The organism is Streptomyces cyaneofuscatus (assembly GCF_000718135.1).
In the GTDB taxonomy this organism is placed as follows: Bacteria; Actinomycetota; Actinomycetes; order Streptomycetales; family Streptomycetaceae; genus Streptomyces; species Streptomyces cyaneofuscatus.
Window position 1 is genome coordinate 677,164 of the sequence record NZ_JOEM01000001.1, and the last position, 14,514, is coordinate 691,677.

10 protein-coding genes and 1 tRNA gene are annotated in these 14,514 nt (G+C 66.9%); 1 reads left to right on the plus strand and 10 read right to left on the minus strand.

From position 1 onward, the window contains the following. Positions 1–14: 14 nt before the first annotated feature. From IF17_RS0103270 to IF17_RS0103315, 10 genes are all read right to left on the minus strand, one after another. On the minus strand, positions 15–3,914 hold the full coding sequence (locus IF17_RS0103270; protein ID WP_030561915.1) for a DNA-directed RNA polymerase subunit beta': 3,900 nt from the start codon (positions 3,912–3,914) through the stop codon (positions 15–17). Positions 3,915–4,044: 130 nt separating this feature from the next. Next, positions 4,045–7,530 (minus strand): DNA-directed RNA polymerase subunit beta, encoded by a 3,486-nt coding sequence (rpoB, locus tag IF17_RS0103275; RefSeq protein ID WP_030561917.1) that lies wholly within the window; start codon positions 7,528–7,530, stop codon positions 4,045–4,047. 624 nt (positions 7,531–8,154) lie between these two features. Beyond that, positions 8,155–8,538 (minus strand): 50S ribosomal protein L7/L12, encoded by a 384-nt coding sequence (rplL, locus tag IF17_RS0103280; protein ID WP_010058811.1) that lies wholly within the window; start codon positions 8,536–8,538, stop codon positions 8,155–8,157. A gap of 84 nt (positions 8,539–8,622) precedes the next feature. Then, positions 8,623–9,180 (minus strand): 50S ribosomal protein L10, encoded by a 558-nt coding sequence (gene rplJ, locus IF17_RS0103285; RefSeq protein ID WP_018510603.1) that lies wholly within the window; start codon positions 9,178–9,180, stop codon positions 8,623–8,625. Between the two features lie 363 nt (positions 9,181–9,543). Beyond that, on the minus strand, positions 9,544–10,104 hold the full coding sequence (locus IF17_RS01000000136110; RefSeq protein WP_051883858.1) for an SCO4651 family lipoprotein: 561 nt from the start codon (positions 10,102–10,104) through the stop codon (positions 9,544–9,546). 99 nt (positions 10,105–10,203) lie between these two features. After that, entirely contained in the window at positions 10,204–10,926 is a 723-nt protein-coding gene (gene rplA, locus IF17_RS0103295; protein ID WP_030561920.1) for a 50S ribosomal protein L1, read from the minus strand. Positions 10,927–11,006: 80 nt separating this feature from the next. After that, positions 11,007–11,441, minus strand: a complete 435-nt coding sequence (gene rplK, locus IF17_RS0103300; RefSeq protein WP_010058817.1) for a 50S ribosomal protein L11 — start codon at positions 11,439–11,441, stop codon at positions 11,007–11,009. A 175-nt stretch (positions 11,442–11,616) separates the two neighbouring features. Next, positions 11,617–12,507: a transcription termination/antitermination protein NusG gene (nusG, locus tag IF17_RS0103305; protein WP_030561922.1), complete on the minus strand. Its 891-nt coding sequence runs from the start codon at positions 12,505–12,507 to the stop codon at positions 11,617–11,619. A gap of 73 nt (positions 12,508–12,580) precedes the next feature. Further along, the gene (gene secE, locus IF17_RS0103310; RefSeq protein WP_030561924.1) at positions 12,581–12,868 is read right to left on the minus strand and encodes a preprotein translocase subunit SecE; all 288 of its coding nucleotides are present in this window, start codon (positions 12,866–12,868) and stop codon (positions 12,581–12,583) included. Positions 12,869–12,974: 106 nt separating this feature from the next. Then, positions 12,975–13,047 (minus strand) — tRNA-Trp (locus IF17_RS0103315). Positions 13,048–13,260: 213 nt separating this feature from the next. Here IF17_RS0103315 and IF17_RS0103320 point away from each other — a divergent pair. Continuing rightward, the gene (locus IF17_RS0103320) at positions 13,261–14,487 is read left to right on the plus strand and encodes a pyridoxal phosphate-dependent aminotransferase (protein WP_030561926.1); all 1,227 of its coding nucleotides are present in this window, start codon (positions 13,261–13,263) and stop codon (positions 14,485–14,487) included. Positions 14,488–14,514: the final 27 nt, after the last annotated feature.

Genomic DNA, 14,514 nt, shown 5'->3' on the forward strand with positions numbered 1-14,514 from the left:
CGACGAACACGCGCCTACTGGTTGTACGGACCGTAGTCGTAGTCCTCCAGCGGGACGGCCTGGCCGGAGCCGGTGCCGAACGGCGAGTAGTCGATGTCGTCGTAGCCGACGGCCGAGTACATCGCGGCCTTGGCCTCCTCGGTCGGCTCGACCCGGATGTTGCGGTAGCGGGACAGACCCGTACCGGCCGGGATGAGCTTACCGATGATGACGTTCTCCTTGAGGCCGATCAGGGAGTCCGACTTGGCGTTGATCGCCGCGTCGGTCAGAACCCTGGTCGTCTCCTGGAAGGACGCCGCCGACAGCCACGACTCGGTGGCGAGCGAGGCCTTGGTGATACCCATCAGCTGCGGACGGCCGGAGGCGGGGTGACCGCCCTCGGTGACCACACGACGGTTCTCGGTCTCGAACTTCGACCGCTCGACCAGCTCGCCCGGAAGCAGCTCCGCGTCACCGGACTCGATGATCGTCACGCGGCGGAGCATCTGCCGGATGATGATCTCGATGTGCTTGTCGTGGATCGACACGCCCTGCGAGTTGTAGACCTTCTGGACTTCGCCGACCAGGTGGACCTGGACCGCACGCTGGCCGAGGATGCGCAGCACGTCGTGCGGGTTGGTCGCACCGACGGTGAGCTTCTGGCCCACCTCGACCGGGTCGCCCTCGCCCACGAGCAGACGGGCACGCTTCGAGATCGGGAACGCCGTCTCGTCGCTGCCGTCGTCCGGGGTGACGACGAGCTTCTTGGTCTTCTCGGTCTCCTCGATCCGCACGCGGCCCTTGGCCTCGGAGATCGGGGCGACACCCTTCGGCGTACGGGCTTCGAAGAGCTCGACGACTCGGGGCAGACCCTGGGTGATGTCGTCACCGGCCACACCACCGGTGTGGAAGGTACGCATCGTCAGCTGGGTGCCGGGCTCACCGATGGACTGGGCGGCGATGATGCCGACCGCCTCACCGATGTCGACCAGCTTGCCGGTGGCGAGCGAGCGTCCGTAGCAGAAGGCACAGGTGCCGACCGCGGACTCACAGGTCAGGACCGAGCGGGTCTTGACCTCCTCGACGCCGGCGCCCACCAGGGCGTCGATCAGGACGTCACCGAGGTCGACGTTGGCAGGCGCGATGACCTTGCCGTCCACCACGACGTCCTCGGCGAGCATGCGGGCGTAGACCGAGGTCTCGACGTCCTCCGTCTTGCGGAGCACGCCGTCGGCGCCCTTGACGGCGATCTTCAGCTTCAGGCCGCGGTCGGTGCCGCAGTCCTCCTCGCGGATGATCACGTCCTGCGAGACGTCCACCAGACGACGGGTCAGGTAACCCGAGTCGGCGGTACGCAGGGCGGTGTCCGCCAGACCCTTACGGGCACCGTGCGTGGAGATGAAGTACTCCAGAACGGTGAGGCCCTCACGGAAGGACGCCTTGATCGGACGCGGGATGGTCTCGTTCTTCGCGTTCGACACCAGACCACGCATACCGGCGATCTGCCGCATCTGCATCATGTTTCCTCGGGCACCCGAGTCAACCATCATGAAGATGGGGTTGGTCTTGGGGAAGTTCGCGTTCATCGCCTCGGCAACCTCGTTGGTCGCCTTGGTCCAGATCGCGATGAGCTCCTGCGTGCGCTCGTCCTTGGTGATCAGACCGCGCTCGTACTGCTTCTGGACCTTCTCGTCCTGGTCCTCGTAGCCCTTGACGATGGCCTTCTTGGCCTCGGGCACGACGATGTCGGAGATGGCCACGGTGACGCCCGAACGGGTCGCCCAGTGGAAGCCCGCCGCCTTCAGGTTGTCGAGCGTCGCCGCCACGATGACCTTGGGGTAGCGCTCGGCCAGGTCGTTGACGATCTCGGAGAGCTGCTTCTTGCCCACCGAGTAGTCGACGAACGGGTAGTCCTCGGGCAGCAGCTCGTTGAAGAGCGCGCGGCCGAGGCTCGTCCGCAGCCGGAAGGTGTCACCCGGCTGGTACTCGGGCTCGCCCTCCTCGGCGACCGGCGGCACCCAGCCACGCGGCGGGATGGTGCCCACCGGGAAGCGGATGTCGACGGTGGACTGGAGCGCCAGCTCACCGGCGTCGAACGCCATGATCGCCTCGGCCGTGGAGCCGAACGCGCGGCCCTCGCCCTTGGTGTCACGGAGCTGGCCGTCGGTGGTGAGGAAGAACAGCCCCAGCACCATGTCCTGGGTCGGCATGGTGACGGGACGACCGTCGGCCGGCTTCAGGATGTTGTTCGAGGACAGCATCAGGATGCGGGCCTCGGCCTGCGCCTCCGCGGAGAGCGGCAGATGCACGGCCATCTGGTCACCGTCGAAGTCCGCGTTGAACGCGGTGCAGACGAGCGGGTGGATCTGGATGGCCTTGCCCTCGACCAGCTGCGGCTCGAAGGCCTGGATGCCGAGGCGGTGCAGGGTGGGCGCACGGTTCAGCAGCACCGGGTGCTCGGCGATGACCTCTTCGAGGACGTCGTACACGACGGTGCGGCCACGCTCGACCATGCGCTTGGCCGACTTGATGTTCTGCGCGTGGTTCAGGTCCACCAGGCGCTTCATCACGAACGGCTTGAAGAGCTCCAGCGCCATGGCCTTCGGCAGACCGCACTGGTGCAGCTTGAGCTGCGGACCGACGACGATCACGGAACGCGCGGAGTAGTCCACACGCTTGCCGAGGAGGTTCTGACGGAAGCGTCCCTGCTTGCCCTTGAGCATGTCGGAGAGCGACTTCAGCGGACGGTTGCCGGGGCCCGTGACCGGGCGACCACGACGGCCGTTGTCGAAGAGCGCGTCGACGGCCTCCTGGAGCATGCGCTTCTCGTTGTTCACGATGATCTCGGGGGCACCGAGGTCGAGAAGGCGCTTCAGGCGGTTGTTGCGGTTGATCACGCGGCGGTACAGGTCGTTCAGGTCGGAGGTCGCGAAGCGGCCACCGTCCAGCTGCACCATCGGACGCAGGTCCGGCGGGATGACCGGCACGCAGTCGAGCACCATGCCCTTGGGCTTGTTGCTGGTCTGCAGGAAGGCGGAGACGACCTTGAGGCGCTTGAGCGCACGGGTCTTCTTCTGGCCCTTGCCGGTACGGATGATCTCGCGGAGGCGCTCGGCCTCCTCGTCGAGGTCGAAGGACTCCAGGCGCTTCTGCAGCGCGGCGGCGCCCATGCAGCCGTCGAAGTACGTGCCGAAGCGGTCACGCAGCTCGCGGTAGAGCAGCTCGTCGCCCTCCAGGTCCTGGACCTTGAGGTTCTTGAAGCGGCTCCACACCTCGTCGAGGCGGTCGATCTCGCGCTGCGCACGGTCGCGCAGCTGCTTCATCTCACGCTCGGCACCTTCGCGCACCTTGCGGCGCACGTCGGCCTTGGCGCCCTCGGCCTCCAGCTCGGCCAGGTCGGTCTCGAGCTTCTTGGCGCGGGCCTCCAGGTCGGAGTCGCGGCGGTTCTCGGTCTGCTGGCGCTCGACGGAGACGTGCGCCTCCAGGGACGGCAGGTCGCGGGTACGACGCTCCTCGTCCACGAACGTGATCATGTACGCGGCGAAGTAGATGACCTTTTCGAGGTCCTTCGGCGCGAGGTCCAGCAGGTATCCGAGGCGCGACGGGACGCCCTTGAAGTACCAGATGTGGGTGACGGGAGCGGCAAGCTCGATGTGGCCCATCCGCTCACGACGCACCTTGGCGCGAGTGACCTCGACGCCGCAGCGCTCACAGATGATGCCCTTGAAGCGGACACGCTTGTACTTGCCGCAGTAGCACTCCCAGTCCCGGGTCGGACCGAAGATCTTCTCGCAGAAGAGTCCGTCCTTTTCGGGCTTGAGCGTGCGGTAGTTGATGGTCTCCGGCTTCTTCACTTCGCCGTGGGACCAGGTCCGGATGTCGTCCGCGGTGGCAAGGCCGATCCGCAGCTCGTCGAAGAAGTTGACGTCGAGCACTTGTCGTCAATCCCTCTTTCGGGGGTTCGAGCCCCCTCGCTCGGAAGCGAGAAATCGGGGCACTTCAGCAATGGTCTGAACGGGTCCGGGGAGAGCCGGCCGGATCACAGGGATCCGGCCGGCGAACCCGTCAGACCTCTTCGACGCTGCTCGGCTCTCGCCGGGACAGGTCGATACCGAGCTCCTCCGCTGCGCGGAAGACGTCCTCGTCCGTGTCGCGCATCTCGATGGACATGCCGTCCGAGGAGAGCACCTCCACGTTGAGGCAGAGCGACTGCATTTCCTTGATGAGCACCTTGAAGGACTCGGGGATGCCCGGCTCGGGGATGTTCTCGCCCTTGACGATGGCCTCGTAGACCTTCACGCGGCCGGTCACGTCGTCGGACTTGATCGTCAGCAGCTCCTGGAGGGCGTACGCGGCGCCGTATGCCTCCAGCGCCCACACCTCCATCTCACCGAAGCGCTGTCCACCGAACTGAGCCTTACCACCCAGCGGCTGCTGGGTGATCATGGAGTACGGACCGGTCGAACGCGCGTGCAGCTTGTCGTCGACCAGGTGGTGGAGCTTGAGGATGTACATGAACCCGACCGAGACCGGGTCCGGGAACGGCTCGCCGGAGCGGCCGTCGAACAGCTGGGCCTTGCCGGAGGGCTGCACCAGGCGGTCGCCGTCGCGGTTGGGGATCGTGGCCTGGAAGAGGCCGGAGATCTCGTCCTCGCGCGCACCGTCGAAGACGGGCGTGGCGACGTTGGTGCCCGGGGGTACCTGGTCGGCGCCGATGGACTGCAGGCGCTTGGCCCACTCGTCACCGAGGCCGGAGACGTCCCAGCCGCGGCTGGCGAGCCAGCCGAGGTGGATCTCCAGGACCTGTCCCGGGTTCATTCGGGACGGGACACCCAGCGGGTTGAGGATGATGTCGACCGGGGTGCCGTCCTCCAGGAACGGCATGTCCTCGATCGGCAGGATCTTCGAGATGACGCCCTTGTTGCCGTGACGGCCGGCGAGCTTGTCACCATCGGTGATCTTGCGCTTCTGCGCGACGTAGACGCGGACCAGCTGGTTCACGCCCGGCGGCAGCTCGTCGCCCTCTTCGCGGTCGAAGACGCGGACGCCGATGACCTTGCCGATCTCACCGTGCGGCACCTTCAGCGAGGTGTCGCGCACCTCGCGCGCCTTCTCACCGAAGATCGCGCGGAGCAGGCGCTCCTCGGGGGTCAGCTCGGTCTCACCCTTGGGCGTGACCTTGCCGACGAGGATGTCACCGGCGACGACCTCGGCACCGATCCGGATGATGCCGCGCTCGTCGAGGTCGGCGAGGACCTCTTCGGAGACGTTCGGGATGTCCCGGGTGATCTCCTCCGGGCCGAGCTTGGTGTCACGGGCGTCGACCTCGTGCTCCTCGATGTGGATCGAGGAGAGGACGTCGTCCTGCACGAGGCGCTGCGACAGGATGATCGCGTCCTCGTAGTTGTGACCCTCCCACGGCATGAACGCCACGAGGAGGTTCTTGCCGAGGGCCATCTCACCGTTCTCGGTGGCCGGGCCGTCGGCGAGGACCTGGTCGGCGATGATCCGGTCGCCCTCGGAGACGACGACCTTCTGGTTGACCGAGGTGCCCTGGTTGGAGCGCATGAACTTGGCGATGCGGTACGTGGTGTACGTGCCGTCGTCGTTCGTGACGGTGATGTAGTCCGCGGAGACCTCCTGGACCACACCGTCCTTCTCGGCCTTGAGCACGTCACCGGCGTCGGTGGCGCAGCGGTACTCCATGCCGGTGCCGACGAGCGGGGCCTCCGACTTGATGAGCGGCACCGCCTGCCGCATCATGTTCGCGCCCATGAGGGCACGGTTGGCGTCGTCGTGCTCCAGGAAGGGGATCATCGCGGTGGCGACGGACACCATCTGGCGCGGCGAGACGTCCATGTAGTCGACGTCCGTGCCGGGCACGTAGTCGACCTCTCCGCCACGACGGCGGACCAGGACGCGGGGCTCGGTGAAGCGCAGCTCCTCGGAGAGGATCGCGTTCGCCTGGGCGATGACGAAGCGGTCCTCCTCGTCGGCCGTGATGTAGTCGACGTCGTCGGTGACCTGGCCGTCGACGACCTTGCGGTACGGCGTCTCGATGAAGCCGAACGCGTTGACGCGGCCGTACGAGGCGAGCGAACCGATCAGGCCGATGTTCGGGCCTTCAGGGGTCTCGATCGGACACATGCGCCCATAGTGGGACGGGTGCACGTCACGGACCTCGAAGCCGGCCCGCTCACGGGAGAGACCACCCGGGCCAAGAGCCGACAGACGGCGCTTGTGGGTGAGACCCGACAGCGGGTTGTTCTGGTCCATGAACTGCGACAGCTGGCTGGTGCCGAAGAACTCCTTGATGGAGGCGACGACCGGCCGGATGTTGATCAGGGTCTGCGGGGTGATCGCCTCGACGTCCTGGGTCGTCATGCGCTCACGCACGACGCGCTCCATCCGCGCCAGGCCCGTACGGACCTGGTTCTGGATGAGCTCGCCGACGTTGCGCAGACGACGGTTGCCGAAGTGGTCGATGTCGTCGGTCTCGACGACGATCTCCCGGCCCGACTCACCGATCGTCTCGGTCTCACCGGCGTGCAGCTTGACCAGGTACTTGATGGTCGCGATGACGTCGTCGGTGGTGAGCACCCCGGCGTCCAGCGGCTCATCGGCGCCGAGCTTCTTGTTCACCTTGTAGCGGCCGACCTTCGCGAGGTCGTAGCGCTTCGGGTTGAAGTAGAGGTTCTCGAGCAGCGTCTGAGCGGCCTCGCGCGTGGGCGGCTCGCCCGGGCGCAGCTTGCGGTAGATGTCGAGCAGCGCGTCGTCCTGGCCCTGGGTGTGGTCCTTCTCCAGGGTGGCGCGCATCGACTCGTACTCGCCGAACTCCTCGAGGATCTGCTCGGTGCTCCAGCCGAGAGCCTTCAGGAGGACGGTGACGGACTGCTTGCGCTTGCGGTCGATACGGACACCGACCATGTCGCGCTTGTCGATCTCCATCTCCAGCCAGGCACCCCGGGAAGGGATGATCTTGGCGGAGAAGATGTCCTTGTCGGACGTCTTGTCGATGGAGGAGTCGAAGTAGACACCCGGCGAGCGGACCAGCTGCGACACGACGACACGCTCGGTGCCGTTGATGACGAAGGTGCCCTTGTTGGTCATGAGCGGGAAGTCGCCCATGAAGACCGTCTGGGACTTGATCTCGCCGGTCTCGTTGTTGGTGAACTCGGCCGTGACGAAGAGCGGCGCGGCGAACGTGAAGTCGCGCTCCTTGCACTCGTCGATCGAGTTCTTCGGGGGCTCGAAGCGGTGGTCGCGGAACGTAAGCGACATCGACCCGGAGAAGTCCTCGATCGGTGAGATCTCCTCGAAGATCTCCTCCAGGCCGGACTTGGTGGGGACGTCTTGTCCACTGTCCAGAGCAGCCTCGACGCGAGCCTTCCAGGCGGCGTTGCCGAGGAGCCAGTCAAAGCTCTCGGTCTGCAGCGCGAGGAGGTTCGGAACCTCGAGGGGCTCCTTGATCTTTGCAAAAGAGATGCGCAGCGGGGCGGTGCTGGCACCGTTGTTCGTATTCGCGGTCGAGGCGTTGCGCGAGGCGGCCAAGAGGGGGTCCTTCCGAGGGCTCGGACTCACTACGCGCGTACCGGTCCCACATTGGACATCCAGACACACCGTCCCGAATCGGCCCCAAAAGGCCGGCTCGGAGAGGATCTGTCATCGATGCTCAAAGCGTGGGTATGCCCCTGGTGACGGGCAGGAGGCAGCTAACAGGCAGCGCAAAGGGTCAGTGTAGCCAAGCGGCACACTGATGTCCAGTCGGGGTTCTCAGAGACCCACGTTGCTCTCAACAGCTGTTCTCAACTACCTGTGTGGTTAGGCCCTCGCGCGGGGTGCGCTCTTCTTTACTGCCCTCTTCACTCTCGATCCATGCCTCGGATACGGATCGAAGTGATGACGCGTCCTGAGAATTGCGCGCCTCGTGCCGTTCGTCAAGGCCCACCGGTCCGGACGGGCCCCCAGGGGCTCGCTCCGACCGCCCCCGGGAAGCCCTCAGGAGGCCCCTGGGCGCCCCTCCAGAGGCGCACGGCGAAGATCACCCTACTCGCCGACGGCGGAAGAGCAAGGCAGCCGCCACGGGTACGCCGAAGGGCGACCACCCGGATGGGTGATCGCCCTTCGGTACGGGCGCGTGACGCGCCCGAGGGGAGTCCGCGGACTCCCGGAGTGTTACTTGACCTCGACGGAAGCGCCGGCGGCCTTGAGGGACTCGGCAGCCTTCTCGGCGGCCTCCTTGGCGACCTTCTCGAGGACCGGCTTCGGGGTGCCGTCGACGAGGTCCTTGGCCTCCTTGAGACCCAGCGAGGTCAGCTCACGCACGACCTTGATGACCTGGATCTTCTTCTCGCCGGCACCGGTGAGGATGACGTCGAACTCGTCCTGCTCCTCAGCGGCCTCGGCAACGGCGCCCGGGCCGGCCGGACCGGCGACGGCGACGGCCGCGGCGGCGGTGACGTCGAACTTCTCCTCGAAGGCCTTCACGAACTCGGAGAGCTCGATGAGGGTCATCTCTTCGAACTGCGCGAGCAGGTCGTCCTGGGACAGCTTCGCCATGATAGGCGTCCTTCCACTATTCGGCAGGTGCCGGATGTATATGTCGGCGGGCGTACGTGGAGCCCGCTGGACCGCTGAGCGAAATTACTCGGCGGCCTCGGCGGGAGCCGGAGTACCGGCACCGCCCTGCTCTTCCTTCTTGGCACGAAGAGCTTCCGCGGTGCGGACGAACTTGGAGGGCAGGGCCTGGAAGACCTGCGCCGCCTGCGTCTGCTTGCCCTTGAAAGCACCGGCCAGCTTGGAGAGCAGAACCTCGCGGGACTCGAGGTCCGCGAGCTTCTTGATCTCATCGGCGGACAGCGCCTTACCGTCAAGGACACCGCCCTTGATGATGAGGTTGGGGTTGTCCTTGGCGAAGTCACGAAGACCCTTCGCCGACTCCACCGGGTCACCGGTGACGAAGGCAACCGCCGTCGGACCCGAGAACAGGTCGTCCAGCGTGTCGATCCCGGCCTCGTTGGCCGCAATCTTGGTCAGCGTGTTCTTCACCACGGCGTACTGGGCGTTCTCACCGAGCGAACGACGCAGCGTCTTGAGCTGCGCCACGGTGAGACCCCGGTACTCGGTCAGCACGGCGGCGTTCGAGCTGCGGAACTGGTCCGCGAGCTCGGCTACCGCGGCAGCCTTGTCGGGCCTTGCCATGAGCGTCGGCCTCCTTCCGGGTGATGAGGACCGCTCAGAAGGGGCCGGGAAAGACGAAACGCCCCAGCACAAGTGCCAGGGCGCGGCTCGACCGGACAGAGTCCGGGAGCAGTTCCACAGTCACCTGCGCAGGTCGTCCGATCTAGCGGAACCTTCGGTCACTGTCCCTCTGACGAGAGCGCAGCGACGACCAGCGGTCTTTGGCTTCTTGTGGAGAGTACGCGACCGGGGGCGCGCCGGGCAAATCCGGCGACGCGCACCCCGGTGCGGGAGGTTTAGGCAGAGGTCAGGAGGGCCCGGCGGGGACGCCCCGTACGTCCTCCTGGCCGGCCTTTCTGACGTCCCCCGCGGCCAGGAGAGCCTTCAGGCCCTGCTCGGGGCGCTGTTCTGCACCCGCTCCTCCAGGGCGTCGCCCGCGGGCCCGCCGAGCTCCGCGAGGTCCTGGTGGGCGTACCGGACCCAGCGCCTGCCCCCGACGGTCGCCGCGAAGGCCTCGCCCATGTCGGCGTAGTACTCGTCCTGGAGATAGCGGGCCCGCACCGATCCGTCGCCGCCGCCCTGCTTCAGGGCCTTGGCCATGGTGCCGCCGGTGTACGTGAGGGTGAGCGAGTCCGTCAGGCCGTCGGACCAGCCGACGGTCCCCGTCTGCTTCATGGAGACGGTGTCGCCCATCTCGGTGGTGCCCTCGATCCGGGCCGACCGCACGGTGCCGGTCCTCTTCCGGATCTGCTGGAGCGCCGTCACCGAGCCGGCGTCGGCCACGCCTGCGCCCGTCGGCTTCCCCGCCGTACCGGAGCCGCCGCCTCCGCCGCTGCAGGCCGCCACCGACAGCAGGGCCGCCAGGGCGGCCCCCGTACCCACGCGCCGTGACGTGCTCGTCCTCATCCGGCCCGCCCACCCCTCGTCGTGATCCCCGTGGATCATCTCCTCCGGATACGAGGACGGGCCCCGCACCTCGAAAGGTTGCGGGGCCCGTTCACACAGTGCACGCGTACGACGCGGCTACCGGGTGAGCATGGTGGCTCAGACGGCGGCCGGGTCCTCCTCGACGAGGAGGTTGCGGGTGCGGTTGGCGTCCAGCGGGATGCCGGGGCCCATCGTGGTGGCCAGGGTGGCCTTCTTGATGTAGCGGCCCTTGGCGGCGGACGGCTTCAGACGGAGGATCTCGTCCAGCGCCGCTGCGTAGTTCTCCACCAGCTTGGTCTCGTCGAAGGAGACCTTGCCGATGATGAAGTGCAGGTTCGAGTGCTTGTCGACGCGGAACTCGATCTTGCCGCCCTTGATGTCGTTGACAGCCTTCACGACGTCGGGGGTGACGGTGCCGGTCTTCGGGTTCGGCATCAGACCACGCGGACCGAGCACGCGGCCCAGGCGGCCGACCTTGCCCATGAGGTCCGGGGTGGCGACGACGGCGTCGAAGTCCAGACGGCCCTTGGCCACCTCGTCGATGAGCTCGTCGGCGCCGACGATGTCGGCTCCGGCGGCTTCCGCGGCCGCAGCACGGTCACCGGTCGCGAAGACCAGGACCCGGGCGGTCTTGCCGGTGCCGTGCGGGAGGTTCACGGTGCCGCGGACCATCTGGTCGGCCTTGCGCGGGTCGACACCCAGCGCGAAGGCGACCTCGACGGTGCCGTCGAACTTCGTGGACGAGGTGTCCTTGGCGAGACGGACGGCCTCGAGCGGGGCGTAGGTACGCGCCCGGTCGACCTTGGCGTCCGCAGCGCGGAGGTTCTTGCTGCGCTTCACTTCTACTCCTGTGGTTTCAGAGTGTGGAGTCGTGGTGCGGACCAGCGCTTGGTCCTACCACTGAGGGCTACGGGGCTGAATCAGCCTTCGACCGTGATGCCCATGGAACGGGCGGTGCCGGCAATGATCTTCGACGCGGCGTCGAGGTCATTGGCGTTCAGGTCGGGGAGCTTCGTCGTGGCGATCTCGCGGACCTGGGCGGCCGTCAGCTTGGCGACCTTGGTCTTGTGCGGCTCGCCGGAGCCCTTGTCCACACCCGCGGCCTTGAGGATCAGCTTGGCGGCCGGCGGAGTCTTCGTGATGAAGGTGAAGGAGCGGTCCTCGTAGACCGTGATCTCCACCGGCACGACCATGCCACGCTGCGACTCGGTCGCGGCGTTGTAGGCCTTGCAGAACTCCATGATGTTGACGCCGTGCTGACCGAGCGCGGGGCCGACCGGCGGGGCCGGGTTCGCCGCACCGGCGTTGATCTGGAGCTTGATAAGCCCCGTGACCTTCTTCTTCTTGGGAGGCATTGCTCTCTCCGGGTCCTATGAGAGTGTTTCGCCGCCAATTCCGGTCATCCGGATGGAGGCATACCGCACAACGATAACGGGTATAGCTGTGCGACCAAAAACCCAGCAGGTCAGAGCGGCCGCGAAGCCCCTCTGACCTGCTGGGTAGGCATGTGTCCAGAAACCGGCGTAAGCGCTAGTTCTTCTGGATCTGGTCGAAGCTGAGCTCGACGGGGGTCTCGCGGCCGAAGATCTCGACGAGGCCCTTGACCTTCTTCGAGTCGGCGTTGATCTCGTTGATCGTGGCCTGCAGCGTGGCGAACGGGCCGTCGGTGACGGTGACCGAGTCGCCCACCTCGAAGTCCAGCACCTGGACCTCGACCTTGCGGGACGGAGCCGGCTTGCCCTCGGCCTCGGCGGCCTCGCGGGCGGCCTTCTCCTCGGCCTCCGGGGCGAGCATCTTGACGATCTCGTCCAGGGTCAGCGGGTACGGGTCGTAGGCGTTGCCCACGAAGCCGGTGACGCCCGGCGTGTTCCGCACGACGCCCCAGGACTCGTTCGTCAGGTCCATGCGCACCAGCACGTAGCCGGGGAGCTTGTTCTGCCGGACGTTCTTGCGCTCGCCGTTCTTGATCTGGACGATTTCCTCTTCAGGCACCTCGGCCTGATAGATGAACTCCTCCACGTTGAGCGAGACGGCGCGCTGCTCCAGGTTGGCCTTCACGCGCTTCTCGTAACCGGCGTACGTGTGGATGACGTACCACTCGCCGGGGAGGGTGCGCAGCTCGTCGCGCAGGGCGGTGACGGGGTCGACGGGGGCGGCCGGCCCGGCCTCTTCCTCGTCCGCTTCGTCCGCGCTCTCGTCGTCGGCCTCGGCCTCGACGGCCTCTTCGGCGACCTCGGCGTCTTCGTCGGCCTCGATCGTCTCGTCGGCGACGGCGTCCACAGCGGTCTCGGTGGCCTCGTCGGCCTCGGCCTGATCGGCCTTCTCGGAATCAGCAGCCTCAACGATGCCGAGCTCGTCCTTGGCGGACTCGAAGGCGCCAGCCTCGGGCTCGACGGCGTCGTTCAGGTTCGGGTCAGACACGATGGCTGCTTCTTCCTGGATACAAAGGGGTGGAACATGCGGTGGGGGCGCCGGTCGGACGCCTTCCGCCGGCTCAGCCGAAGACGTACTTGATGACCCGCGCGAACCCCATGTCAAGAACGGTAACAAGACCAATCATGACAACGACGAACACAATCACCACACTGGTGTATGTCGTCAGCTGGCTGCGAGTCGGCCAGACAACCTTACGGAGTTCGGCGACGATCTGGCGGTAGAACAGCGCGAGACGGCCCAGAGGACCCTTCTTGCCGCGCTTGCCGCCCTTCCGAGTCTTCTTGCTGGACTCGGGGGATTCATCCTCAGCATCAGGCATGTCGATGGAGCCCACGGCGTCCGTCACGCTTCTCACCTGATTCCGGGTCGTGGCCGTGCCGCGCCCGGTGGAGCCGCACGGCTGTGCAATGAAGTACGTACATGCGCACACATCCTGGCGAAGGAGTGTGTAGCAGGGCCGGAGGGACTTGAACCCCCAACCGCTGGTTTTGGAGACCAGTGCTCTACCAATTGAGCTACGACCCTTGGTGGTTTCCACCAACCTACCGCATCTTTCCCGGTGCCCGAGTGCGGAAACGGTGTGGCTGGTGAAGGCCAACGACAGGTGAGTGTACGTGCTCAGGGCCGCTGCGTCGAACAGACAACTACCGACCGGTCCTGCCCGGTTCCCGTCCGAGTCCTGTCCGGTCCCTGAAACCCGTGTGCCGGCGGGTTTTCCGGTCTGGGAGCATGGGGCCCATGAGCGCTGCAACTTCTCCGTCCGAGCGCCGGGTTTCCGCCCGCATCGGTGCGATCTCCGAGTCCGCGACCCTCGCCGTCGACGCCAAGGCCAAGGCCCTCAAGGCCGCCGGCCGTCCGGTGATCGGCTTCGGTGCCGGCGAGCCCGACTTCCCGACCCCCGGCTACATCGTCGACGCCGCGGTCGAGGCCTGCCGCAACCCGAAGTACCACCGCTACACCCCGGCCGGCGGGCTCCCCGAGCTCAAGGCCGCCATCGCAGAGAAGACGCTGCGGGACTCCGGCTACGAGGTCGACGCCGGCCAGATCCTGGTGACCAACGGCGGCAAGCAGGCCATCTACGAGGCCTTCGCGGCGATCCTCGACCCGGGCGACGAGGTCATCGTCCCCGCCCCGTACTGGACCACCTACCCCGAGTCGATCCGGCTCGCCGGCGGTGTCCCGATCGAGGTCGTCGCCGACGAGACCACCGGCTACCGGGTCTCGGTCGAGCAGCTGGAGGCCGCGCGCACGGAGAAGACCAAGGTCGTCCTCTTCGTCTCGCCGTCCAACCCGACCGGCGCCGTCTACAGCGAGGCCGACGCCGAGGCGATCGGCCGCTGGGCCGTCGAGCACGGCCTGTGGGTCATGACCGACGAGATCTACGAGCACCTCGTCTACGGCGACGCGACGTTCACCTCGCTCCCGGCGATCGTGCCGGAGCTGCGCGACAAGTGCATCGTCGTCAACGGCGTCGCCAAGACGTACGCGATGACCGGCTGGCGCGTGGGCTGGATCATCGGCCCCAAGGACGTCGTCAAGGCCGCGACCAACCTCCAGTCGCACGCCACCTCCAACGTCTCCAACGTGGCCCAGGTCGCCGCGCTGGCCGCGGTCTCCGGCCCACTGGACGCCGTCGCGGAGATGCGCACCGCCTTCGACCGCCGCCGCAACCTCATCGTGCGGATGCTCAACGAGATCGACGGCGTGCTCTGCCCGGAGCCCGAGGGCGCGTTCTACGCCTACCCGTCGGTGAAGGGGCTGCTCGGCAAGGAGATCCGCGGCAAGCGCCCGGCCGACTCGGTCGAGCTCGCCGCCCTCATCCTGGACGAGGCCGAGGTCGCCGTCGTCCCGGGCGAGGCCTTCGGCACCCCCGGCTACCTCCGCCTCTCCTACGCGCTGGGCGACGACGACCTCATCGAGGGCGTCTCCCGGCTCCAGAAGCTGCTGGGCGAGGCCAAGGCCTGAGAAGCCCGCGAATTGTGCCCCCGGCCG

Excerpts from the sequence above, each read along its gene's own strand:
- IF17_RS0103320 (WP_030561926.1), top strand. The coding sequence starts at position 13,261 with ATGAGCGCTGCAACTTCTCCGTCCGAGCGCCGGGTTTCCGCCCGCATC.
- rplJ (WP_018510603.1), bottom strand. The coding sequence starts at position 9,180 with ATGGCAAGGCCCGACAAGGCTGCCGCGGTAGCCGAGCTCGCGGACCAG.
- rplL (WP_010058811.1), bottom strand. The coding sequence starts at position 8,538 with ATGGCGAAGCTGTCCCAGGACGACCTGCTCGCGCAGTTCGAAGAGATG.
- rplK (WP_010058817.1), bottom strand. The coding sequence starts at position 11,441 with ATGCCTCCCAAGAAGAAGAAGGTCACGGGGCTTATCAAGCTCCAGATC.
- IF17_RS01000000136110 (WP_051883858.1), bottom strand. The coding sequence starts at position 10,104 with ATGATCCACGGGGATCACGACGAGGGGTGGGCGGGCCGGATGAGGACG.